This window comes from Fibrella aquatilis (assembly GCF_017353255.1).
Taxonomy (GTDB): Bacteria; Bacteroidota; Bacteroidia; order Cytophagales; family Spirosomataceae; genus Fibrella; species Fibrella aquatilis.
The window spans coordinates 1-20811 of the sequence record NZ_JAFMYU010000010.1; the positions used below are offsets into that span (position 1 = coordinate 1).

A 20811-nucleotide genomic window follows, 5' to 3' on the forward strand; every position below is an offset into this window, starting at 1 on the left:
CTTTACTCCCTTCTTCATCGACACATACCGCTTTTGTCTCTACACTTGTTTTTATCATAAAATGGGGGGCGTCACCTTTGCCAGCGTCAATTCTACAACTCGCTGACTATGAACCGCTTCGTACACATTTTTCTTTTCACGGGACTACTGCTGCTCCCAGTTCTATCACAGGCTCAGTTTGGTCCTCCCGGTGGCGGTGGGGGCGGTTTCGGCGGGCCGGGTGGTCCCGGTGGTTTTGGCGGACCCGGTGGCGACCGGCGTGGGCAGGACGAGAAAAAGAAGAAGGAATTTATTCCCGGCGTAGATGCCCCCGAAGGTCCCAAAGGCAACGCCAAACTGGCGGGTGTACTCACCGACTCGACCACGGGGCAGCCCGTTGAATACGCTACCGTGGCCCTGCTCAGCGTAGCCACGGGCAAACCCGTAGACGGCAGCGTGAGCGATGGGCGCGGTCGTTTTTCGCTCAAGAACCTGCCCGCCGGCGACTATAAAATCCAGTACTCATTTATTGGCTACCAGACCCGTACCTCAGCCCCTATCAAACTGGAAAACAAAAGCGACATCAACCTGGGTGCGGTTATCCTGGCCCCCGACGTGCGGCAGCTGGGCGAAGTGACCGTGACGGGGCAGCGGGCCATGATTGAAGAAAAAGTGGACCGGCTGGTGTATAACGCCGAAAAAGACCTTACCGCCCGCGGCGGCGATGCCTCCGACATTCTGAAAAAAGTACCCCTGCTGTCTATCGACCTCGACGGTAACGTGAGCCTGCGCGGCAGTAGCAACATCCGGGTGCTGATCAATAACAAGCCCAGCACCATTGTGGCCGCCAGCGTGGCCGATGCCCTCAAACAACTCCCCGCCGACATGATCAAGAGCGTGGAAGTAATCACCAGCCCCTCGGCCAAGTACGACGCCGAAGGGTCAGCCGGGATCATTAACATCATCACGAAGAAAAACACCCTCCACGGCATCACCATCAACGGCGACATTGGCGGCGGCACGCGGGGGTCGAACCTGGGGCTAAACGGGTCGTATCGGCAGGGTAAACTGGGCCTTACGATGGGCGCTTTCGGGCGGGCCATGTACAACCGGTCGGCCTCTACACTGGACCAGACCACCCAGACCACCGCCGGTACGCAGCAGAGTTTACAGCAGGCCAGTTCGAGCGACCACCCCCTGTTTGGCACCTACACCCTGGGCGGCGATTACGACCTGAAACCCAACGAGTCGATCAGTGCCAACGTGCGGCTTGGTACGCGGAATTTCGTGCAGCAGCAACAGCAACTCACTGATTTCTTCCTCAATAGCCTCTATACCAGCAGCACCAACCGCGACGTGGCCATCAAAAACCTGTCGAACAGTGTTGACGCCAGCATCGACTACCTGCATACCTACAAACCCCAGCAGGAATTGAGCCTGTCGGCGCAGATTAGCCATGCCAATGTGACCAACGATTTCACGGCCAACCTGCTGAACCGGGGTAATGAGATTCTGCGGAAACAGCAAAACAATAACAACAACACCAACCAGGAACTGATTTTCCAGGCCGACTACCAAACTCCCCTGGGTACGCGGCAGTTGATCGAAATGGGCGGCAAGCTGACCATGCGGCAGGTGAACAGCCAGTTTAACTACCTCTACGCCACGGGCAACAGCAACACCTTCCTGACCGATCCCAGTAGCCCGTCGGGTTCGCTCGATTACCAGCAGGGCATTCAGGCGGCGTACCTCTCCTACACCTACGCCAGCCGGAGCAAGTACACCCTGAAAGTGGGTGCCCGCTATGAACACACCAACATCACGGCCTACGGCACCAACGGACAGCTGCTGCCCATTCCGGACTATGGCAACCTGGTGCCCAGCATCAATTTGTCGAAACCCATCAGCAAGAGTACCACGCTGAAAGCGGGCTACAACCGCCGGATTCAGCGGCCTGGTTTGCAGCAGCTAAACCCGAACGTGAACGCCTCGAACCCCCAGAACATCAGCCGGGGCAATCCGTCGCTCAGCCCTGAACTGACGGATAACCTGGAGCTTGGCCTAAGCACTACGATCAAGAAAACCTATTTGAATTTCAGTGTTTTCGGGCGGCAGACCAACAACGAGATCACGCAGGTACGCACCACCAACGACACCATTCCGGGGGGCATCATCACCACGTTCAGCAACATTGGCTACGAGCGTACACTGGGCGGCAACGTGTTTGGCAACATCCAGTTCACCCAGAAGTGGAGCGTCAACGGGGGCATCGACCTCTACTACCGCACCTTGCAGGGATTGGTAGCGGGCCTCGACGGGCGGTCGGTGACGCAGACCAACGCGGGCCTCATCATTGGCGGGCGGCTGATGACCCAACTCACGCTGGGCAAAGGCTGGGGTGCACAGGCCAACGCGTTCTACAGCGGCCCACGGGTGCAATTGCAGGGGCAGCAGGGGGGCATGTATATGTACTCGCTGGGCGTGCGCCACGACTTCGCCAACAAGCTGGGCAGCATTGGCCTGGCCGCCGAAAACTTCGTTGGCGGGGTGGTGATGACCTCCACGTTTGCCTCGCCCACGCTACAACAAACGGGCGTGAACCACCTCTACAACCAGAACATCAAGCTGACGCTTAACTACCGCATTGGCAAAATGACCTTTGAACCCCGCAAGCGGAAGAAAAATAACGGTGGTGGTCAACAGGAGGAAGAGCAGTAGGTCATTGGTCATTACGCTGCGCTAAGTACCTAGTGTTTTACTACCGTTCAGTTTATTTCTTGGCCTGTTCTTTGTACCTAAAACCAGTTTTCTACGGTTTTAGGTACTCAATTTATCAGGCATAGACTGGTTATAGAGAAGCCCTGCCGCCTCTGCTACCGTATGACAAACAGCGTCAAAATGACACAAGAGTAAACTCTTTTGTAATTTTTGATCTACTATTGTGTTCGTATTAGTCAATGAATAGATACTCATAAGTATTAACCGTCAGATAGAGATTTTTGCACGAGTTTCACATACAAATAAGTAAGATTTCGCTTAATATATTTATCGCGCTGGTGCTTGCGATGCCATATTAGTGTATCATCCTTTGTGGAAAAAATACTGTTTCCACATGAAAAAAATTGTCCTTTCCGGCGTTGCCCTAGTGGCCTTCGCCGCCGCCTCGTTCGCACAGAACACGGCCACACTCAACCAAAATGGTAACGCCCAGTCGGCCACCCAAATCCAGGTGGGATCATTGCAAACATCCACCATCAACCAGAACAAAGGCGGAGGTAGTGCCGTCAATTACGGCAACGTAGGCTACACCAGCCAAACGGGGTCGGCGGCTAACACGGCGACCATCAACCAGAACGGAGTTGGGGCCAACGGGTCGCAGCGTAACCGGTCGGGCATTACGCAAAGTGGAGGCAGCGGCAACGTGGCCACCACCAATCAGAACGGCGGCGCGCTGGGCATCAGCGGTGGCGGAACAACGTCGCCCCCAGGTAACCTCAATACCCCTCAGCCTAACGGTAATTTTGCGGGCATATCGCAAAAGGGTAGCAGCAACGTAGGGATTCAAATTGACCAGAACAACCTGAGTAGCAACAACTTTGGCGAGATCTGGCAGAATGGCAACAACAACAGCAACACCACCATCAGCCAGAGCAACAACAGCGATGGTAACAGAGCTGATGTATTTCAGGGCTACACGGGGGCAGGCGCGCTTGGAACAGCCAGCAACAACAACAAAGCCACGGTAAACCAGGACGGTGACGGTACTACGGCGGGCCAGAGCTACAACAACAAAGCGCGGGTACAGCAACTAGGTACTAACCAGGAGGCCATTGTGCAGCAGAACGCGGGGAACGGCGAAGACAGCTATAACAACCAGGCGACCCTCAACCAGTCGGGAGCAAGCCAATACGCCCGCGTTCGGCAGAATGCCAACGCTAACTACCACTCACGCGACAACCAAGCCACCATTACGCAGTCGGAGCAGGATAACCGGGCCACCATCGACCAGATTGCGCACAGCGATGAGAACCAAACCACGATTGTTCAGAAGAACTCGTCGGGGGCCGGTTACAATGAAGCCTATGTAGAGCAAAACGGGGGCACACCCAACGATGCCAGCTACAACAACCAGGCGACTATTACTCAGGACGGTGTAAATCACGATGTCACGTTGAAGCAGAATGGCGCAGCCGGGGGCAGCAGTTATTATAACAAGACGACCGTTGACCAGAAAGACGACAACCAGAACCTGGATGCCTCACAATCGGGCGGGGCGTTGGGCAGTTCCGGCAACAACGAGATAACCGTGACGCAATCGGCCAACGACAACTACGCTACGATTAACCAGAACAACGGCAGTTCGTCTAACAAAGCCACGCTGACCCAGAAAAACTCGATGAACAGCGGCGGCAACAACGCTGACCTGAACCAGAACACGAACAGCTCTACTAACACGGTTACGGTAACGCAGGACGGCGATGGCCATAATGCGCAGACGAACCAGAACGGTCAGGCTACATCGGGGGGGAATAGCAGCCAAAACAACAAAATCACCGTTGACCAGCAGGGCACGGGTAAAGGTCACCTGGCTACCATCAACCAGAACGCCGGGGCATTGGGCAATAGCAATGGCAACGAGGCAAAGGCTAAGCAGGTGGGTTCTACTGCCGGATCGGGCGATGACCACGAAGCCACTATCAGCCAGAGCAACAACAGCCTCGGCAACCTGGCCGACGTAGATCAGTCGGGCACTAATCAGACGGTTATGGTCACTCAGGATGGTGGCAGCGCAGGTTTCAGCAAAAACAATAAAGCCTATGCCACGCAGTCGGGTACAAATCAGACAGGTACGATCATCCAGAACAACGTCAGCGAAAACAACAAAGCGACCTTAACCCAGAGCGGCAGTGGCAATGCGGCAACTATGTATCAGGGTGATGTCTTTGCCTTAATAGGCGGCAGCGGCGGAGCCACCGGTAATACGGGTACCGTAACCCAGAGTGGTACTAATGGTACGGCACTGCTCTTGCAGGGTCTCAATCAGACTGGATCAACGGCTACGATCATGCAGGGGGGGGCCAGCAACCAGGCTGAACTGTACCAACTCAAAGGCAGCAATAACAAGGCCACCATCGATCAGATGACCACCGGGTCTACCAACTACGCATTTCTCTACCAAGGTGACTGGTTAGGTTATTCGGGTAGCAGTGCCGCTGCCGATGGCAATACCGCCACGATTAAACAGCGGGGCAGCAACAACCAAACGCGCATGTGGACAACGGGCAACACCAACACGGTAGACATCAGCCAGACCGGCGATTTGAACAAAGTGCAGGGTGTCACTGGCGGTGGGTATAGTTTCGACAATATTGCCAAACAGTTTGGCGATAATAACACCCTGACTATCAGCCAGACAAGTGCCACAGGTGGGCCAGGGCAGCTTGCCAACGTGCAGCAGGTGGGTATTGGCAACAGCTCGACCATTACGCAGAGCAACAATTAACGGGTAGATGGCCCGGCCGCCGCAACGATTGGGCTGGGTAAACGCGTAGAAAGGGCACTACTGCACAACAACTTGTTGAGGCGGCAGTGCCCTTTTCTGCGTTGTATCCCGGAAGTAAATTAGCCATCCGCGCCGCTTACAGACGTATGACTAAACTAGTCTACCCGCTCTTACTGGTCTTTAGTCTGCTTGGTCCGTTGGCAGCATGGGCAACGCACCAGGTGGGCGGGCAGTTGGAGATGCGTGCCGTGGGCGACGTACCGGGTCATTTCAGAATTACCGTTACCAACTACCTCGAAGACAACGTCCGGGCCAGCACCGTTACGAATGCCCCGCTGGGTATCTATCGCAAGCGTGACAACGGGCAAATGGCCACCTTCACGGCCTACGAGTCGGGGCAGCGGTCGTCTATCATTTATGCCAACTCGTTCTGCTCCACTCAGCGCAACCTAAAGTATATCACGGCCACGTTTACCGCCGACATTCAGCTGTCGCCCGCGCAATACACTGATCCACAAGGGTATTACCTATCCTACCAAACGCGTAACCGCAACGGCGGCATCAATAACCTCACCAATCCGCTACAGACGGGATTCACGTTCTATCTCGAATTTCCGCCGCTGAACATTACGGGTAAATACCTCAATAACTCGTCGCCGCAGTTTACACCCGTCAACGGCGAATACGTGTGCCTGGGCGAACCCTTTACTTATTCGTTTGGTGGTACCGACCCCGACGGCGACGAGCTTCGTTACAGCATGGCGCCTCCGTTTAATGCCGTCAATGGCAACACCACCGCCCCCGGCCCCTACCCTACCGTGGGCTTTGCGGCAGGGTTTTCGGCCACCAACGCCATACCAGGATCGCCCGCTCTGAGTGTGAACCCCCAAACCGGGCAGCTCTCGCTAACGGCCTCGCAACTGGGCTTGTTTGTCTTTGCCGTACAAATTGAGGAGTACCGAAACGGGCAAAAAATTGGCGAGGTGCGGCGCGATTTCCAGTTTCTGGTAGTCGATTGTCCGCCCGCGCAAACCCCCGACCCGGCCGCGCAGATCATAAACTCAACAGCCACAGCCACCAAAACCACGCTCTGCCCCGGCGAGTCGGCGGTGCTGTCGGCCACACCCGACCCCAACTGGAATTACCAATGGCAACGCAACGGCATTAACCTCACCAACGCCACCAGCAGCAGCCTCACCGTGCGCGACCAGGGCGAGTATACGGTGCAGGTATCGCTGAAAAATGCCTGTGCCAAAGTAGGCAGCGCACAGAGTCTCACCGTTAATTCACTGAATACCAAACCATCTATCACATCGGCGGGGCAGTTGTGCGCTACCGACGGCTCGGCCGAATTGCACGTCTCAACCATTCCCGATGTAACGTATCAGTGGTTCCGCAACGGGCAATCGCTGGCGGGGCAGGTGGGCGATTCACTACTCACCAGCCAGCCCGGTCTATACCGCGCCGTGCTGACCCACCGCACACTGGGTTGTCAGGTACGCAGCGACTCGATCTCGCTAACCCGCGCCCCGGCCGTATTGGCCACCCTGCGGTCGGGCAGCGGGCAAAACCGAATCTGCCCCGGCGATTCGCTGCCGCTGCTGGGCGACGGGGGCATACTGTACCGATGGGCACAAAACGGGCAGGTGCTAAATGCCCAGACCGGCACCGGCTACACCACCAAACTAGTGGGCGTATATAGCCTTACCGTGACCGATGCCAACGGCTGCCGGGCCGCTGCACCGCCCCTCACCCTCAGCGCAGTGGCCCCAGTCTCGCCCAGCCTCGACAGCCTGCCGCCGTTTTGCGGACCTAAAGCCGCCCCGTTCACCCTGGTTGGGCATCCCGACAGCGGCACCTACGCCGGGCCGGGCACAGCGGCCAACGTCTTCTCGCCGGCCAGCGCGGGCGTGGGGTCGTTCACGCTCACCTACAGCCTCCGCCCCGCCCCCGAATGCGCCGCCGTGATGGCCCGCCAAACGGCTATTGTCTACCCCATTCCTGCCATCAACCTGCCCGATGAACTGCTCACGTTCCGGGGTAATTCGCTGGCGCTGGAACCTGTGCTGACGGGCAATCCGGTGCGGTTCCAATGGTCACCCTCTACGTTTTTGATAGACAGTCAAACAGCTGTGGCACAGATAGATAACATTCAAAACTCAATTACCTACACGCTTTGGGTGGCGAATGCCGGGGGCTGCACCGCCACCGATTCTATACGGATTGACGTGGTCAACCGCCTGTTTGCACCCGATGTCTTTACCCCCAACGGCGACGGGCAAAATGACTTATGGACCGTGATGAATCTGGCGGCTTTCCCCAACGTAGATATTACGGTCGTGAACCGCTGGGGCACGGTGGTGTTCCACGGCACAGGCTCTGATCAGCCTGCCTTCGACGGTCGCCAAAGCGGCACCGACCTACCCGACGGTGTGTACACGTACATCATCCGCCCCGACCCCCGCCTGCCCGCTATGCAGGGTCGGCTATTACTAGCGCGGTAGTTCATAACGCCCATAAACCACCAGCAGGCATAGCGCCAGGGTGATCACGTTGATCCAGATCGTTTTGTACTCGCCGCGCTGGTAATGGATAATGCCCGCCGGGATCATGATCAGGCCCAGACAGCCTGCGGCCAGTGGCGTGAGCCAAAGCAGCCGGTGTACTAAGCCCGGCAGTAGCAGCCCCACCACGCCGACCAGTTCCGCCAGGCCGATAAACCGAATGAGCGGCAGCGGCAGGTGCTCTACGCCAGTCTGTCCCATAGCCACCAGTTTCGGGGCTGACTGGGTAGCTTTCATAACGCCTGAATAACCAAATTCGAGGCTCAGCAACACCTGAACCAGCCAGAGGATCGTGTTCATAGCAGGGTTATTTTCGCGGTTTGTTTTATGCCGTGAAAATCCTGCCCGCCGCGTCGCAATCCTTTGACAATTGTCAAAAAATTAGACCTGCGCACGAATCCGACTGAGCGTTTCAGACGTGATGCCCAGATAGGAAGCCAGCATGCCCAGCGGCACCCGTTGTATCAGCGCGGGTCTGTTGGCCAGCAACCCCTGGTAGCGCTCTAGGGCAGAAGCCATGTGCAGGGCGTCGAACCGGTGCTGTAGTTGCAAGAGGCCATGACTCACCAGCAACCGACCCAGCCGTTCAAGGTCGTGATGGTGGGCATAGAGCGTTTCTAATGACCCGTATGATACCGCCCACACCACCGACGGCTCTAACAATTGCACAATCCGTTGGTCGGGTTGGCGACTGATGAAGCTGACAATAGACCCTGCTATTTCGCCGTCGGCACTGAGCCAGTCGGTCACTTCCCGGCCTTCTTTCAGGTAGTACGTCCGCGAAAGGCCTTGCTCAATAAAATAGATGTAGTCGCTCACCATACCCGCGTTCACCAGCACGTGGCCCTTCTCCAAAACCAACCGCCGCGACACCGCAGCCAACGCCTGCTGACTCGCCTCCGAAAGCGGCGAGAAGTGGGTAAGGGCGGTGATGAAGGAGTTTTGCATAAAACCTTACTGATACCCCCTTGCTTGCAACGCAAACAGTTCGGCGTAGCGGCCGTTTTGGGCCAGAAGCTCCTCGTGTGAACCGATTTCGACCAGGCGACCACCTTCCAGCACCAGGATGCGGTTGGCCATGCGGACAGTACTGAACCGGTGCGAAATAATCACCGACGACTTGCCTTCCGTGAGGGCGTTGAACCGCTGGAAGACCTCATACTCGGCGCGGGCGTCGAGGGCGGCGGTGGGTTCGTCTAATATAATCAACTGCGCATCACGCATGTAGGCCCGCCCCAGCGCCACCTTCTGCCACTCCCCGCCCGACAGCTCCACGCCTTTGTTGAAGCTCTTGCCCAGCTGCTGCTGATAGCCGTCGGGCAGTTTGGCAATGACCGAATCGGCCAGGCTACGCTGCGCCGAATTCTCGATGCGGGGTTGGTTGGTCCGTTCGTCAATATCACCCACGGCAATGTTGGTACCCGCCGACATTTTAAAGCGGATGTAATCCTGGAAAATCACGCCGATGTTACGCCGCAGGTCGTCCAGGTTATAGTTGCGTATGTCGTGGCCGTCGAGGAGAATGCGGCCTTCGGCGGGGTCGTAGAGGCGGGCCAGGAGTTTCACGAGCGTGGTTTTGCCGGCCCCGTTTTCGCCCACGAGGGCCAGTTTTTCGCCGGGTTTCAGCGTGAACGACAAGCCCCGCAAGGCCCACCGTTCGGAGTTCGTGTACTTGAACCCAACATTCTCGAACGTGAACCCCTCGCGCACCGGGCGTGGAAACGGCAGCGGCGTTTTGGGCGAGTGAATGAGCGGCTTGATGGCGAAATAATCGAACAGATCCTGCAAATAGATGGCCTCCTGCGTGAGGCTGCTGAACTGCAACAAAATCCCCTCCAGCGACCCCCTGACCTGCCGGAACGACCCCGCCAGAAACGTGAGGTCGCCCAGCGAAATCTGCCCCGTTACGGCCCGCTGCACAATCCAGACGTAGGCCCCGTAGTAGCCCGCCGTGCCCAGCACCGTCAGCAGCGTACCCCAGGCTGCCCGACTCATGGCAATGGCCTGATTCTTACCCAGATACTCGTTCGACAGCACTCGAAACCGGTCGATGAGGAAGCCCGACAGGCCGAAGATCTTCACCTCTTTAGCCGTTTCGTCGCTGGCACCCACGTAGCGGAGGTAGTCCAGTTCGCGGCGTTCGGGCGTCCAACTTCTTGATAATGAATAGCTTTTCTTGTTGAAGTAATTGTCGCCGATGAACGAGGGAGTTACGGCCACGGCAATCAGCAACAACAGCCACGGGTTATACACCGCCAGCCCCGCCGCCAGAAAGCCCACCGAGATCAATTGCTGCACCTGCCCGAACACACCCGTCAGCAGCACCGTTCGACCCGACGTTTGGCGGCGTGCCCGTTCGAGCTTATCGTAGAACGTGGCATCTTCAAACTGCTCCAGGTCCAGCTCGGCGGCGTGTTCCATCAGGCGGATCGACGTGGCGTTGGCAAATTTATCACCCAGCAGGCCGTCCATGAGCGAGATAGCCCGGCCAATGGCCGTTGAGAGGATGGCCAGCCCAAATTCAGCCGCCACCAGTTGCCAGAGCAGCATCGTATCGGTGGTGCTACCGCCCGCTTTAGTCAGGCTAACCACCTGATCAATAATGAGTTTGCCGATGTAGAGCGAAGCCGCCGGAATGGCCGCCTGCACCAGCCGCAGCAGCGCATCGCCCACGAAAAGAGGCGGTGAGGTCTCCCAGACCAGCCGGAAAAAGGCGGGCAGGTTGCCCAGCGCGGCAAAGCGGTCGCGCCAGCTAAGCTGATCCGAAAGGGCATCTTTTTTCTCCGTCGGCACGGCCCCGCTAGGCGGCACCTGCGGACGTATTGTTGTTGGCGTCATCTATAAAAAAGACAAGCCACGCCGGGTATTGGTTCAGCGGCTCTGTTTCCCTTACTACGCATTACCCGATATAGGCACCAACGTATAGGGGCCTGCGTTTTTTCACGAAGCCACTACTGATCCGACCACTGAACAAGGGCATCACGCAAAGCCAAGAGCAAAACTATACATACATAGGTATCTGCTTAATATGTACCGTATGGAGGCTGAGTTTGTACTTATATAACAATTTAACTAACTGATAATCAACGATATAAAATAAATAATGAATATAATTTATATAGCAGTAACTCTTTGTTTGTAACCATTTAATAGGTACTTGGCAAGACATTTTGTCTACTAATCTTTTTTTTTCTACCTTTCAAACGTTATCTGACAGGCAGAAAATGTGTCTGCCACCACTACTCCCAACTCAACGCCAAACTTTGTCAAGCCGATGCGCTACTCCCTCACCGCCAGCCTCTTGCTGCTTGCCGTATTGTTTGCTGGCATAGCCTGTCATGATAAGGTAGACGTAGATATAGAGCCGGTCATTACTCAACCTGTACCCGCTTGCCGGATTGTGAAAACGGCCTACAAAACCATCTACATCAGCGGTCCTAAAGTAGGGTACGAAAAGTTAATGGCAGGAAACAAATCGTACGATTTGTACACATGGGTGGAATATAAATATACTTACGATGCAGACGGCAGGGTCATAAAACAAGAGAGCTTTACATGGGGTGGCTACTCAACGGTTGTGTATATGTATACAGCCACTAAGCTTTACACGAGACGAGTCAACGCTAGCAAGGACGGACTCGACACACAAATTGTATTAGATACAATTCCGCTAAACAGGCACGGCTTTGATGATCGTAGCATATTTGATGAGCAAGGCCATGTGATGCTATACAAGGGAGTCAAAAACATGGAACCCTCGCGCTGGGTAGACAATAACAAAACTTATTCTATGATGCCCTTGGAGGCAGGCAAGATATACCGTGTAGCCACTTATGATTTAACCCGCCTGGCCTTACCCTATATCTTCCAGTTTGAGGGTGTTGGTAGCAAAAATTTAGTGTCCTCTATAACAACGAATGCATCGGGTAGCCCTTTTTATAAGGAGGGTCCGGTGTATAAGCAGGATTTTATCTACACTTATGATACCAACGGGCGGGTAGTCCGGCAGGTTCAGGTGGATACTGAGTACTCTGGTAGCAACTGGCAATTTGCCGAAAATCCGGGTCTGATTGGTGTGTACGATTATGAGTACAGTTGTCAGTAAAATTTTTGTTAAAATGACTAAGCCCCCGACTATTGTCAGCAAACAATGAAAATTCAATTTTTGACTCTACTGTTGAGCTTCACCCTAACTAAAGGAATAGCTCAAAACGTTAAGATATCGTTATATTTTCACATTGAAAACATCCTTCCTTCGGCAGATAAACTACGGGTAGTTACAGTAACTGTAAATGGAGAAGAAATAAAATTAAACGTAGATGATACCGGTTTTTTTATCCCAGACAGTCTTTTCAAAAGAAAAGCTAATTTACGTATTAAAGCAAATGGTAAACAGTATCAATTTAGTAATATAGTTCTGAACTGGCAACCTGCATATCCTAAATGGATTTTAAGTGTTGACTACCAACCTATTTCTAAAACACATAAGTATTTAATAGTAAACGTAAGACGTAAAGTGAGGTGGTTATATACATTAGATAAAGGAACGGGGTCTCTCATTACAGAATATAGATTTAGTAAGCCCTGAATTGAAACCACGATTACACCTACCTGAACAGACCCCGGCTGATTAGCTTCACCAACGGGCAGACCATCCAGATGCAGGATGACGGCACGGGCCGTGAGCTGCGCCAGATCGGGCACAACGGTACAGTGACGGAACACATGGATAATTTGCTGTATCGGGCGGGTGCATTGTAGCAAATCGCCCAAGATGAGAGATGGACTGCACTGGGTATATGTTCACCCATTCCTATCGCGGGAAGCCGTTGCGGAAGAAGAGCAGGTGCGACTCTATGTTGTTGCGCCAATAGTCCCAGGTGTGGCCACCGGGGCGCTCTACGTAGTCGTGGGCGATGTTTCGTTGCAACAGCTTCTGGTGTAGGTTCCGGTTTACGGTCGTGAAAAAGTCGTCGGTGCCGCAGTCTATCATCAGGCGGAGTTCGCCGGTTTGTAATGATTCGATCACGTTGATGACCACGTTTTTATCCCAAACCGCCTGATTGGCAGGCTCTTCGCCCAGCAACCCCTTGATCTCCCAGTTGCCGGGAAACGGCCTGAAATCGACCCCGCCACTCAGGCTCCCGGCCTGACTGTACAGGTCGCGGTGGCGCACGGCCAGGTACAGGGCACCGTGTCCACCCATAGATAAGCCCGTGATAGCCCGGTGCTGCCGGTCGGCCAGGGTGCGGTACTGGGTGTCGAGGTAGGGGATCAGTTCGGTGGTCATAAACGTCTCATAACGCATGACCGGGTTAATTGGGCTGTCGAGGTACCAGCTGTTTTGCGCGTCGGGGCAGGCAATGATGATGCCATAGCGGTCGGCGTAAGTGGCTAGTTCGGGGAGGTTGCCGATCCAGTCGCGGTGGCTCCCCCCAAATCCATGCAGCAGATATACCACCGGAAAGCGGTCGGCGGGGGCCGAGGCGTAGCGGTCGGGGGTGATGACCACGCACTTGACGGTTCTGTTCATAGCTGGACTAGCCACCTGAACGGTGTCGACGTGCCCAGCCACGAGCGTGAAGGTTATTGACAGTAAAAAGGGAAGAACAAACCAGACTTTTAAATTCATAATCTTGATTATCAACTACTTACCAAACACAGTGTGAGACGGCAACGATACAGCTTGACGCTTTCGACGAAGAAAAATCAGCAGCAACCTGTCAATAGCCACATGGCTTAAACGCTGAAAACTATTCTAGGTAGCAAATAAAGCGGTCTGCCAGGCCATTACTATCGTATAGCCGATGATATAGCCGGGTCGATAAATAAATTAAATCGACAGATTTTATGGAAATATCCTGAAACCAGTATCTTTTCGGATAATACACAAGCATACTCACAGTACATGAAAACCAAGCCTTTTCTACGTACTCAGCGCCTTGTATGGGTGTTGACTGGCTATCTGATTACCTGCGTAAGCTACCCCGCTCTACCTGCCGACGGTACTATGCCGGGTGATATTCCGTTTGTGAAAGGACCGTGGAAAACAATACTGGCCGAGGCCAAAGCACGACATAAATCCATCTTTGTTGCCATTCAGCGGAGTGAGTGCCAACCCTGCCAAACGCTGGAAAAAGAAGCCTTTTCCGACCCGGCAGTGGGGCGAACATATGGTACCTCGTTTATTAGCTACATCCTGACCATCGCCGATGCTGACGGCCCGGCATTGGTGAAACAGTATGCCGTAACAGCCTACCCAACGCTGCTTTTTCTGTCGGAAGACGGAGTCTTACTGCATCGCAGCCTGGGCAATTCCGGGGCAAAAGGGTTGCTCACCGACGCAGCCATTACGCTCGAAACAGCCCGCAATCCCAGAACAATTGCGGTTTGGGACAGCGAGTTTTTGGCGGGAAAGCGCAATGCTGAGTTCCTAAGGGCCTATTTAGACAAACGGGCGTACCTCGGCCTACCCAACGAAGCCGCTCTGGAGGCGTATCTCCAACACGTCTCGAAAGCAGACTGGGCCTTACCCAAAAACGTTCGTCTGATTGCCAGCAACAGCGAAACGGCCCGCCTGCCCACCTTCGATTGGCTCCTGACCACCGCCGAACAGGCCAAACGCGACCCACGGCAATCGAACCTGATTTTCTACGCGCTGACCACAGCCAACCGCGTGGTTGAACGTGAGTGGGAAATGGCCAAAACACCCGCCGACCTGGAACGGGTTATCGCCATCGGGCACCGCATCGACCAACTGTCGGGCAAGTCACATTCGGCAGACGAACAGGCTCAGCAAGACATGGGCAAACGGATGAGCTTTTATGGACGCACCAAAAACGAAGCCAAATACCGTGAACTGGCACTCCTCGTTGGTGTGCAGGCCATGACTGCCACCGAGGGATTACGGCAGGCAATTGACGCTGATTTTCGACAGCCCATCGACTACAAAGACCAGTCTGAAACGGGAAAAATTACTGCCGCCCGCCTTGTGGCAGAACGTACGAAGCATATGCAAGATTCGCAGCATTACGCTCAGCGGTTGCACAAACTGGCCGCTGCCTATCTCCTCCTGCGTATGACCAGTCCCGCCGATCTGAACCAGGCTCTGATCTGGTCGGCACGTGCTGTTGAACTCGTGGCTTCACCCGCAAACCTCGACACCCACGCGCAAGTGCTCCACCAGCTAGGTCAAAAATAAATTCGCCAATAACTATACAATTAGTTAATCACAGCCGTTACAGTATCAGCTACTTACATAGGCAAAACCCATCCACAATCAACAACCATGAACACCTTTATACGTACCCAGGCACTACGCGTGGTCCTAGCGTTAGCCTGTTTCACCAGCACTTCCGTTGCTTATGCGAAACGGCCAACCGTTGCCGTAGCAGCTGATACAACAGCAGGCATCCGTTTTTTCAAAGGCACCTGGTCGGCTTTGCTGAACGAGGCAAAAAAACAGAACAAGCCCATCTTTGTCGATGTCTACACTACCTGGTGCGGCCCCTGCAAACTGATGGCCAAAGAGGCGTTTCCAGACAAGGCCGTGGGCGAAAAATTCAACGCTAACTTCATCAGCTACCAGATCGACGCCGAAAAAGGGGAAGGCATCGCCCTGGCCAAGCAATATGCCGTAGATAGCTATCCCACCGTGCTGTACGTATCGGCAACCGGTGATCTGGTGCACCGGTCCACGGGCTACGGTAACGTCAAACACTTCCTGGATGAGGCCGACAAAGCCATTACGGCGGCCAAAGATCCCATGCCTATTTCAGTGATGGATAAGCAGTATGCCGCCGGTAAACGCGATGCTGATTTTCTGGCCAGCTACCTTACCAAACTCACCCACGTGGGTATGCCCCGGCCCGACGTGCTGACGGCCTACCTCGATGCCGTGCCCGAATCGGAGTGGTCGACCGATAAGAACCTGACTGTCATTGGCGGCAACCTCACCACGGCCACCTCGAAGGGGTTCGACGTGCTGCTGAAAAACGCCCCCGACGTGGTGATGAATCCGGCGCGGCGGGCAGTGGCTCAACCGCTGGTGAACGGGCTGTTCAGTTCGCTGGAAAAAGATTATAACCTGGCGGTGAAGCAAAACGACGAGGCGCTGCTCAACACCATGCTGGCCAACCGGAAACGAATGACGACGGCCTTACCCATGCAGATCGGTAGTCGCGAAGACCCCGCCGAAACCGACAGGATGTACCGGATGCGTTTCTACCAACAGACCAGGAACATGGGTAAATACCAGGCTATGGTGGCTGAAGACACCAAACGGCTGATGAGCATTCCTGCCGATACGCTGACGGCCAAAGACAACGCCGCCTACCAACTGGCCCTGAAACAAACCGCCGCCATGCCCGATTCGGTCAAAAGCAACGAGCTGTTCAGGAAGTACGTCGAAGGCATGAAAAAGGCCGAATCGCGGAAAGTGGCCATGCAGCTAAACAACTATGCCTGGGCTTGTTACGACCGAAAAGACGCCACGCCTGCCGAACTGAAACAGGCCCTGGCGTGGTCGGGGCGCTCGGTAGAACTAGACCGTGCACCAATGTTTTTAGACACCTACGCCCATTTACTGCACCGGTTGGGCCGCAAAGCCGAAGCCATTACGACCGAGAAAGAAGCTCTTGACAAGGCCAAAACAGGAGGCGACGACATAACGGTCTACGAGAAAGTACTGACCGAATGGCAAACGAAGTAACTCATTTTGTCATTCGTTTAGTGGTCATTTAAATAGCTGCGTTTACCTATTAACTCCTTAACTAACTAGCACGATGAAAACCCATTCCCTTTTCCACTCCGGGCGGCTGCTTCTGCTGCTTGCCCTTGTCTGTACTACCCTGCTCACCCGCGCTGCAACGCCCTTCTCTGCCGACGAACCTACTGGTATTCAGTTCTTTAAAGGCTCTTGGCCAGCAGTACTAGCCGAAGCCAAAAAGCAAAACAAGCCCGTCTTTGTCGACATCTTCACTACCTGGTGCGGTCCCTGTAAACTGATGGCCAAGCAGGCTTTTCCCGACCAGAAAGTGGGCGAGAAATTCAACGCTAATTTCATCAGCTACCAGATCGACGCCGAGAAAGGCGAGGGTATCGACGTGGCCAAAAAATACGCCGTAACGGCCTACCCCACCTCGCTCTACGTATCGGGCGATGGCGACCTGATTTACCGGGTAGTGGGCTATAGCGGTATTCCAGGCATGATGACCGAAGCCGACAAAGCCATTGCCGCTGCCAAAGACCCCAACCCGGTATCGATGATGGATAAGCAGTTTGAAGGGGGCAAACGCGACGCCGATTTCCTGCGGGCTTACCTGGCCAAACGGGCGCAGATTGGTATGCCCAGCCCCGAAGCCCTGGAAGCGTTTCTGACCGCCGTTCCCCAGGCCGAATGGACCAGCGCCGCCAACATCGACGCCGTAGCAGGCAACCTGACTACGGCCCGGTCGCGGGCGTTTGAACCGCTGCTTGCCGAAGTTAAAACCATCCGTATGGACAAATCGCGGATGAAAACGGCACAGACCATTATGCAGGCGGTAAGCCAGGCAGCGGGGCGCGACGAGCGACAGGCCAAGACCGAAGCTGAGTTGGAAACCGCCATTGCCAACACCCTGAAACTGCGCGCCACTATGTCGGGAAAACCTATTTCTGCCGCCGACCAGCAAACAATGACCAACGACAGCAAGCTGAGTTTTTATTTGCGAACCAAAAACCTGCCCAAATACCGCGAACTCGCCACCGTTGTTGGTAACAAGCTACTGGCCATATCGACCGATTCGCTGAAGGCCAGAGATGCCGCCACTTTCCAGCGGTTTATGGACGAGGCCAAATTGGTACCTGATTCGGTGAAGGCCAGCCCTAATTTTACGCGCTACGCCGCCATGATGAAGACCATCGAGACGCAGCAGGTGTCAGGTAAGCTGAATAGCCTGGCGTGGACTTATTTCGAGAAAATGACCGACCCCGCCGACATCAAGCAGGCACTTGTCTGGTCAACGCGGATGGTGGAGCTAGACCGTAAGCCCGCCCTGCTCGACACCCACGCCCAGTTACTGGGCAAAGCGGGTCGCAAATCGGAGGCCATAACTATGGAGCAAGAGGCACTTACCAAAGCCAAAGCCGCTGGCGAAGACCCCGCCGATTACGAAAAAGCCCTGGCCGAGCTACAGAAAAAATAGCCGGGGTTTTGGAGAAAACCATTAGTGGCCATGTTTGTCGAGCCACGCATCTACGGCGTCGGCTGCTGTAAAGCGTATGCCCTTGAAGCGTTCAGGCGGGGTGGTACTGAGGGCGAGTTTGAGCCGAACCACGTTCGGCTCAAACTCGCTGCTTTTGTCTGGAAACTGCCCGTCGATACCCCGTAGCAGGTTGTCGATACCATACATATCGAAGCTCCAATGTTGCAGGTTGTTGCTGTCGGTGATGTTGGCGCGGATGTCGTCGGCCAGCCATACCATGCTCTGCTTCAGTGGCTCGACAAACTGTTGGGGGTGTTCCAGAGCGTTGCCGTCCAGGAAATAATACACCTCGCGGTACGACTGTTTGGTCTTCAGCAGGGTCAGCAAATCCGTTTCCCAGCTGGGGTGGCTTTTGACTTTGGCCACTGCCGCCGCCCGCGTGTCGGCGGGGCGTACCTGCGTGGTCTGGCTCAACAGGCCGTAGATAGAGTCGGTGGGTTTGTGGGCGGCAATGTCGTCCAGCACTTTTTGGTGCCAGGTGTCACTTCGCTGCTGTTCTTCGGCCATGGTCCGGCTGGCGGTTTGGGCCGAATCGCGCAGGAAGCCAATTAGCAGGCCCGCGCTGTATACGCCGCTCAGCACCAGACTAGTATAAAAAATACCTTTCGGGGTACTAGGGGGCAAGTTTGCCGTCAATGCACTGTTGATGGACAAGAAGCAGGTCGTCAGCCACAGCAATGGCAACCAGATTTGCCCGTGGTTAACGGCTAACCAATGCAAAAACTCAGGGTATGTGTCGCCGTCGCTATGCCACTCCCACTTAAACGCAGCACAAAAAAAGACAGTAAGCACCATGCAGAGCCAAGCTAACAGGGCTAGGCCAATGCGTGCTTCAGGGCTACCGGCCATCCAGTGGAAATGACCCTTGGCCAACAGAAAAATGGTTAAGGCGAGACTGCTGATGGCCAGACTAAGCCCCAAAAACCCCAAGCCCAGCCCGTATCCCATGCCCCCATCACCTACAAGAGTAGGCTTGGAAGCAGTCAGCATCGCTAGGCCGATGTAGCATAGCATGGTCAGGCAAAACAGTACATAGGCCATAGCGCGTTGAGGGTTTTGCATAAAATTATAGGTAACACTCAGCCTCATCGGGCATTATTTATTGAACAGCTATAAAATTCAGTATCAATGGATTAAACCGGACCAACGCTCAGCTTGGCACGCCGCTGTAGCTGATTATGTGCTTATTTAGGGTAGAGCGGTTTCTGTCCGTTCACACAATTGTTGCAACGGGGCTGAATCATTCGGCGTAGCAACTAGTTAACCGAGTTGACTATATAGCGTAACGCATGCCATACCGTTTACCCCTACTGTTGCTTTTGATGCTGTGCCACGCGGCGCGGGGGCAAACTGCCGCCGACAGCACGCGCCCGGCGCAGTTGGACCTCTCGGACTTGGGGCAGCGGTGGTTTCGTGTCAAACTGGTGCCGGGGGCCGACTCGTCGCACCCCAACAAACCGCAGTGGGCTATTCTGCCTTCATTAAACTACGGCCCCGCCACGGGTTTTGCCATTGGGGGCATTCTGACCAGCACGTTTTATCCGAAAAACACGCCCCGTACCCGCCTGTCAACAGCTCAGCTTTACGTGGGCTATTCGCAGTATAACCAGACGTTTGTGTCGGCGCTGAGCAACATCTGGACGCGGGGCCACCGGTTCAACATTCAGGGCGATTACCGCTTCCATAATTTCCCCACTGTCACGTTTGGGCTGGGCAGTCATACACAACTGGCTAACGCCAGCGACGTGACGTATAACCATATCCGGTTTCACCAGACCGTTTACACCGCCATCAGCCACGACTACATGCTGGGCACGGGTTTCCTCTACGACCGCCACTTCGATATAGACAACGTGGCCGCCGACGGCCTTCCCACCGATTTTGATCGGTATGGACGCACCGCCGCGTCAACATCGTCGGGGGTGGCGGTGGGCCTGCTGCGCGACCGGCGGGGCAACCCCAACAACCCCACGGGCGGCTCTTACCTGATGGTCCAGTACCGCTATTTCACCCAGGCCCTGGGGGGTAGCAGCAACTGGCAAGCCCTTTGGTTCGACTACCGCCGGTATGTGCCGCTGGGTGGTCGGCTGGAAAAGCAGCTGGCTTTTTGGGCCTTCGACTGGGTTACGTTTGGCGGCGCGGCCCCCTACCTCGACCTGCCCGCCACCAGTTGGGACACCTTCGGCAACACGGGCCGGGGCTACACGCTGGGGCGTTTCCGGGGCACGGGCTTTTACTACGCCGAAGCTGAATACCGCACCCAGCTTACCACCAACGGCCTGTTGGGCGCGGTGTTCTTTGCCAACGCCCAGACCGTAACCGACTGGCGCGGCAGTTCGGCAACTCCCATCGACATTATTACCCCCACCCACGGTATTGTGGTCTGGCCGGGCGTCGGTGGCGGCATTCGGGTGAAGGTCAACAAGAACGCCCGCACCAACATGGCCATTGACTATGCCATTGGTGCGGGCGGATCTAGTGGGTTGTATTTTAATTTGAACGAAGTGTTTTAAACCTTGAA

The 20811-nt window shown here is 55.0% G+C and carries 14 protein-coding genes; 9 read left to right on the forward strand and 5 right to left on the reverse strand.

Annotated features, from left to right (window positions below):
- Positions 1 to 108: 108 nt before the first annotated feature.
- From J2I48_RS13505 to J2I48_RS13515, 3 genes are all read left to right on the forward strand, one after another.
- Entirely contained in the window at positions 109 to 2697 is a 2589-nt protein-coding gene (locus J2I48_RS13505; protein WP_207335993.1) for a TonB-dependent receptor, read from the forward strand.
- Between the two features lie 394 nt (positions 2698 to 3091).
- Positions 3092 to 5482 carry a beta strand repeat-containing protein gene (locus tag J2I48_RS13510; RefSeq protein ID WP_207335994.1) on the forward strand — a complete coding sequence of 797 codons (2391 nt, stop codon included), beginning with the start codon at positions 3092 to 3094 and terminating at the stop codon, positions 5480 to 5482.
- Positions 5483 to 5628: 146 nt separating this feature from the next.
- Positions 5629 to 7986 (forward strand): T9SS type B sorting domain-containing protein, encoded by a 2358-nt coding sequence (locus tag J2I48_RS13515; RefSeq protein WP_207335995.1) that lies wholly within the window; start codon positions 5629 to 5631, stop codon positions 7984 to 7986.
- Here J2I48_RS13515 and J2I48_RS13520 read toward each other — a convergent pair.
- The 3 genes from J2I48_RS13520 to J2I48_RS13530 all read right to left on the reverse strand — a co-directional run bounded on the left by J2I48_RS13520 (position 7975) and on the right by J2I48_RS13530 (position 10884).
- On the reverse strand, positions 7975 to 8346 hold the full coding sequence (locus J2I48_RS13520) for a DoxX family protein (protein WP_207335996.1): 372 nt from the start codon (positions 8344 to 8346) through the stop codon (positions 7975 to 7977). The two genes, J2I48_RS13515 and J2I48_RS13520, sit on opposite strands and share 12 nt — an antisense overlap.
- A gap of 81 nt (positions 8347 to 8427) precedes the next feature.
- Positions 8428 to 8994, reverse strand: a complete 567-nt coding sequence (locus tag J2I48_RS13525) for a Crp/Fnr family transcriptional regulator (protein ID WP_207335997.1) — start codon at positions 8992 to 8994, stop codon at positions 8428 to 8430.
- A 6-nt stretch (positions 8995 to 9000) separates the two neighbouring features.
- Positions 9001 to 10884 (reverse strand): ABC transporter ATP-binding protein, encoded by a 1884-nt coding sequence (locus tag J2I48_RS13530; protein WP_207335998.1) that lies wholly within the window; start codon positions 10882 to 10884, stop codon positions 9001 to 9003.
- A 436-nt stretch (positions 10885 to 11320) separates the two neighbouring features.
- Here J2I48_RS13530 and J2I48_RS13535 point away from each other — a divergent pair, with 436 nt between their 5' ends.
- Both J2I48_RS13535 and J2I48_RS13540 read left to right on the forward strand, forming a co-directional pair.
- On the forward strand, positions 11321 to 12151 hold the full coding sequence (locus tag J2I48_RS13535; RefSeq protein ID WP_207335999.1) for a hypothetical protein: 831 nt from the start codon (positions 11321 to 11323) through the stop codon (positions 12149 to 12151).
- A gap of 45 nt (positions 12152 to 12196) precedes the next feature.
- On the forward strand, positions 12197 to 12634 hold the full coding sequence (locus J2I48_RS13540; protein WP_207336000.1) for a hypothetical protein: 438 nt from the start codon (positions 12197 to 12199) through the stop codon (positions 12632 to 12634).
- 225 nt (positions 12635 to 12859) lie between these two features.
- On the opposite strand, the gene J2I48_RS13545 is transcribed toward J2I48_RS13540, so the two are convergent.
- Complete coding sequence (locus J2I48_RS13545; RefSeq protein WP_229376235.1) at positions 12860 to 13579, reverse strand: alpha/beta hydrolase; 720 nt, start codon at positions 13577 to 13579, stop codon at positions 12860 to 12862.
- Positions 13580 to 13954: 375 nt separating this feature from the next.
- Here J2I48_RS13545 and J2I48_RS13550 point away from each other — a divergent pair, with 375 nt between their 5' ends.
- The 3 genes from J2I48_RS13550 (at position 13955) to J2I48_RS13560 (ending at position 18230) form a co-directional block, all read left to right on the forward strand.
- The gene (locus tag J2I48_RS13550; RefSeq protein ID WP_207336002.1) at positions 13955 to 15247 is read left to right on the forward strand and encodes a thioredoxin fold domain-containing protein; all 1293 of its coding nucleotides are present in this window, start codon (positions 13955 to 13957) and stop codon (positions 15245 to 15247) included.
- 87 nt (positions 15248 to 15334) lie between these two features.
- Positions 15335 to 16756: a thioredoxin family protein gene (locus tag J2I48_RS13555; RefSeq protein ID WP_207336003.1), complete on the forward strand. Its 1422-nt coding sequence runs from the start codon at positions 15335 to 15337 to the stop codon at positions 16754 to 16756.
- A 73-nt stretch (positions 16757 to 16829) separates the two neighbouring features.
- Complete coding sequence (locus J2I48_RS13560; protein WP_207336004.1) at positions 16830 to 18230, forward strand: thioredoxin family protein; 1401 nt, start codon at positions 16830 to 16832, stop codon at positions 18228 to 18230.
- A gap of 21 nt (positions 18231 to 18251) precedes the next feature.
- On the opposite strand, the gene J2I48_RS13565 is transcribed toward J2I48_RS13560, so the two are convergent.
- A complete protein-coding gene (locus J2I48_RS13565) occupies positions 18252 to 19352 on the reverse strand; it encodes a hypothetical protein (RefSeq protein WP_207336005.1) in 1101 nt (366 codons plus the stop codon).
- A gap of 227 nt (positions 19353 to 19579) precedes the next feature.
- Here J2I48_RS13565 and J2I48_RS13570 point away from each other — a divergent pair, with 227 nt between their 5' ends.
- Positions 19580 to 20803 (forward strand): BamA/TamA family outer membrane protein, encoded by a 1224-nt coding sequence (locus J2I48_RS13570; protein WP_207336006.1) that lies wholly within the window; start codon positions 19580 to 19582, stop codon positions 20801 to 20803.
- The last annotated feature ends 8 nt before the right edge of the window (positions 20804 to 20811 follow it).

Bases quoted from the DNA above. Each gene is read 5' to 3' on its own strand.
- J2I48_RS13505 (WP_207335993.1), top strand. From the start codon at position 109: ATGAACCGCTTCGTACACATTTTTCTTTTCACGGGACTACTGCTGCTC.
- J2I48_RS13510 (WP_207335994.1), top strand. From the start codon at position 3,092: ATGAAAAAAATTGTCCTTTCCGGCGTTGCCCTAGTGGCCTTCGCCGCC.
- J2I48_RS13515 (WP_207335995.1), top strand. From the start codon at position 5,629: ATGACTAAACTAGTCTACCCGCTCTTACTGGTCTTTAGTCTGCTTGGT.
- J2I48_RS13520 (WP_207335996.1), bottom strand. From the start codon at position 8,346: ATGAACACGATCCTCTGGCTGGTTCAGGTGTTGCTGAGCCTCGAATTT.
- J2I48_RS13525 (WP_207335997.1), bottom strand. From the start codon at position 8,994: ATGCAAAACTCCTTCATCACCGCCCTTACCCACTTCTCGCCGCTTTCG.
- J2I48_RS13530 (WP_207335998.1), bottom strand. From the start codon at position 10,884: ATGACGCCAACAACAATACGTCCGCAGGTGCCGCCTAGCGGGGCCGTG.
- J2I48_RS13535 (WP_207335999.1), top strand. From the start codon at position 11,321: ATGCGCTACTCCCTCACCGCCAGCCTCTTGCTGCTTGCCGTATTGTTT.
- J2I48_RS13540 (WP_207336000.1), top strand. From the start codon at position 12,197: ATGAAAATTCAATTTTTGACTCTACTGTTGAGCTTCACCCTAACTAAA.
- J2I48_RS13545 (WP_229376235.1), bottom strand. From the start codon at position 13,579: ATGAACAGAACCGTCAAGTGCGTGGTCATCACCCCCGACCGCTACGCC.
- J2I48_RS13550 (WP_207336002.1), top strand. From the start codon at position 13,955: ATGAAAACCAAGCCTTTTCTACGTACTCAGCGCCTTGTATGGGTGTTG.
- J2I48_RS13555 (WP_207336003.1), top strand. From the start codon at position 15,335: ATGAACACCTTTATACGTACCCAGGCACTACGCGTGGTCCTAGCGTTA.
- J2I48_RS13560 (WP_207336004.1), top strand. From the start codon at position 16,830: ATGAAAACCCATTCCCTTTTCCACTCCGGGCGGCTGCTTCTGCTGCTT.
- J2I48_RS13565 (WP_207336005.1), bottom strand. From the start codon at position 19,352: ATGCAAAACCCTCAACGCGCTATGGCCTATGTACTGTTTTGCCTGACC.
- J2I48_RS13570 (WP_207336006.1), top strand. From the start codon at position 19,580: ATGCCATACCGTTTACCCCTACTGTTGCTTTTGATGCTGTGCCACGCG.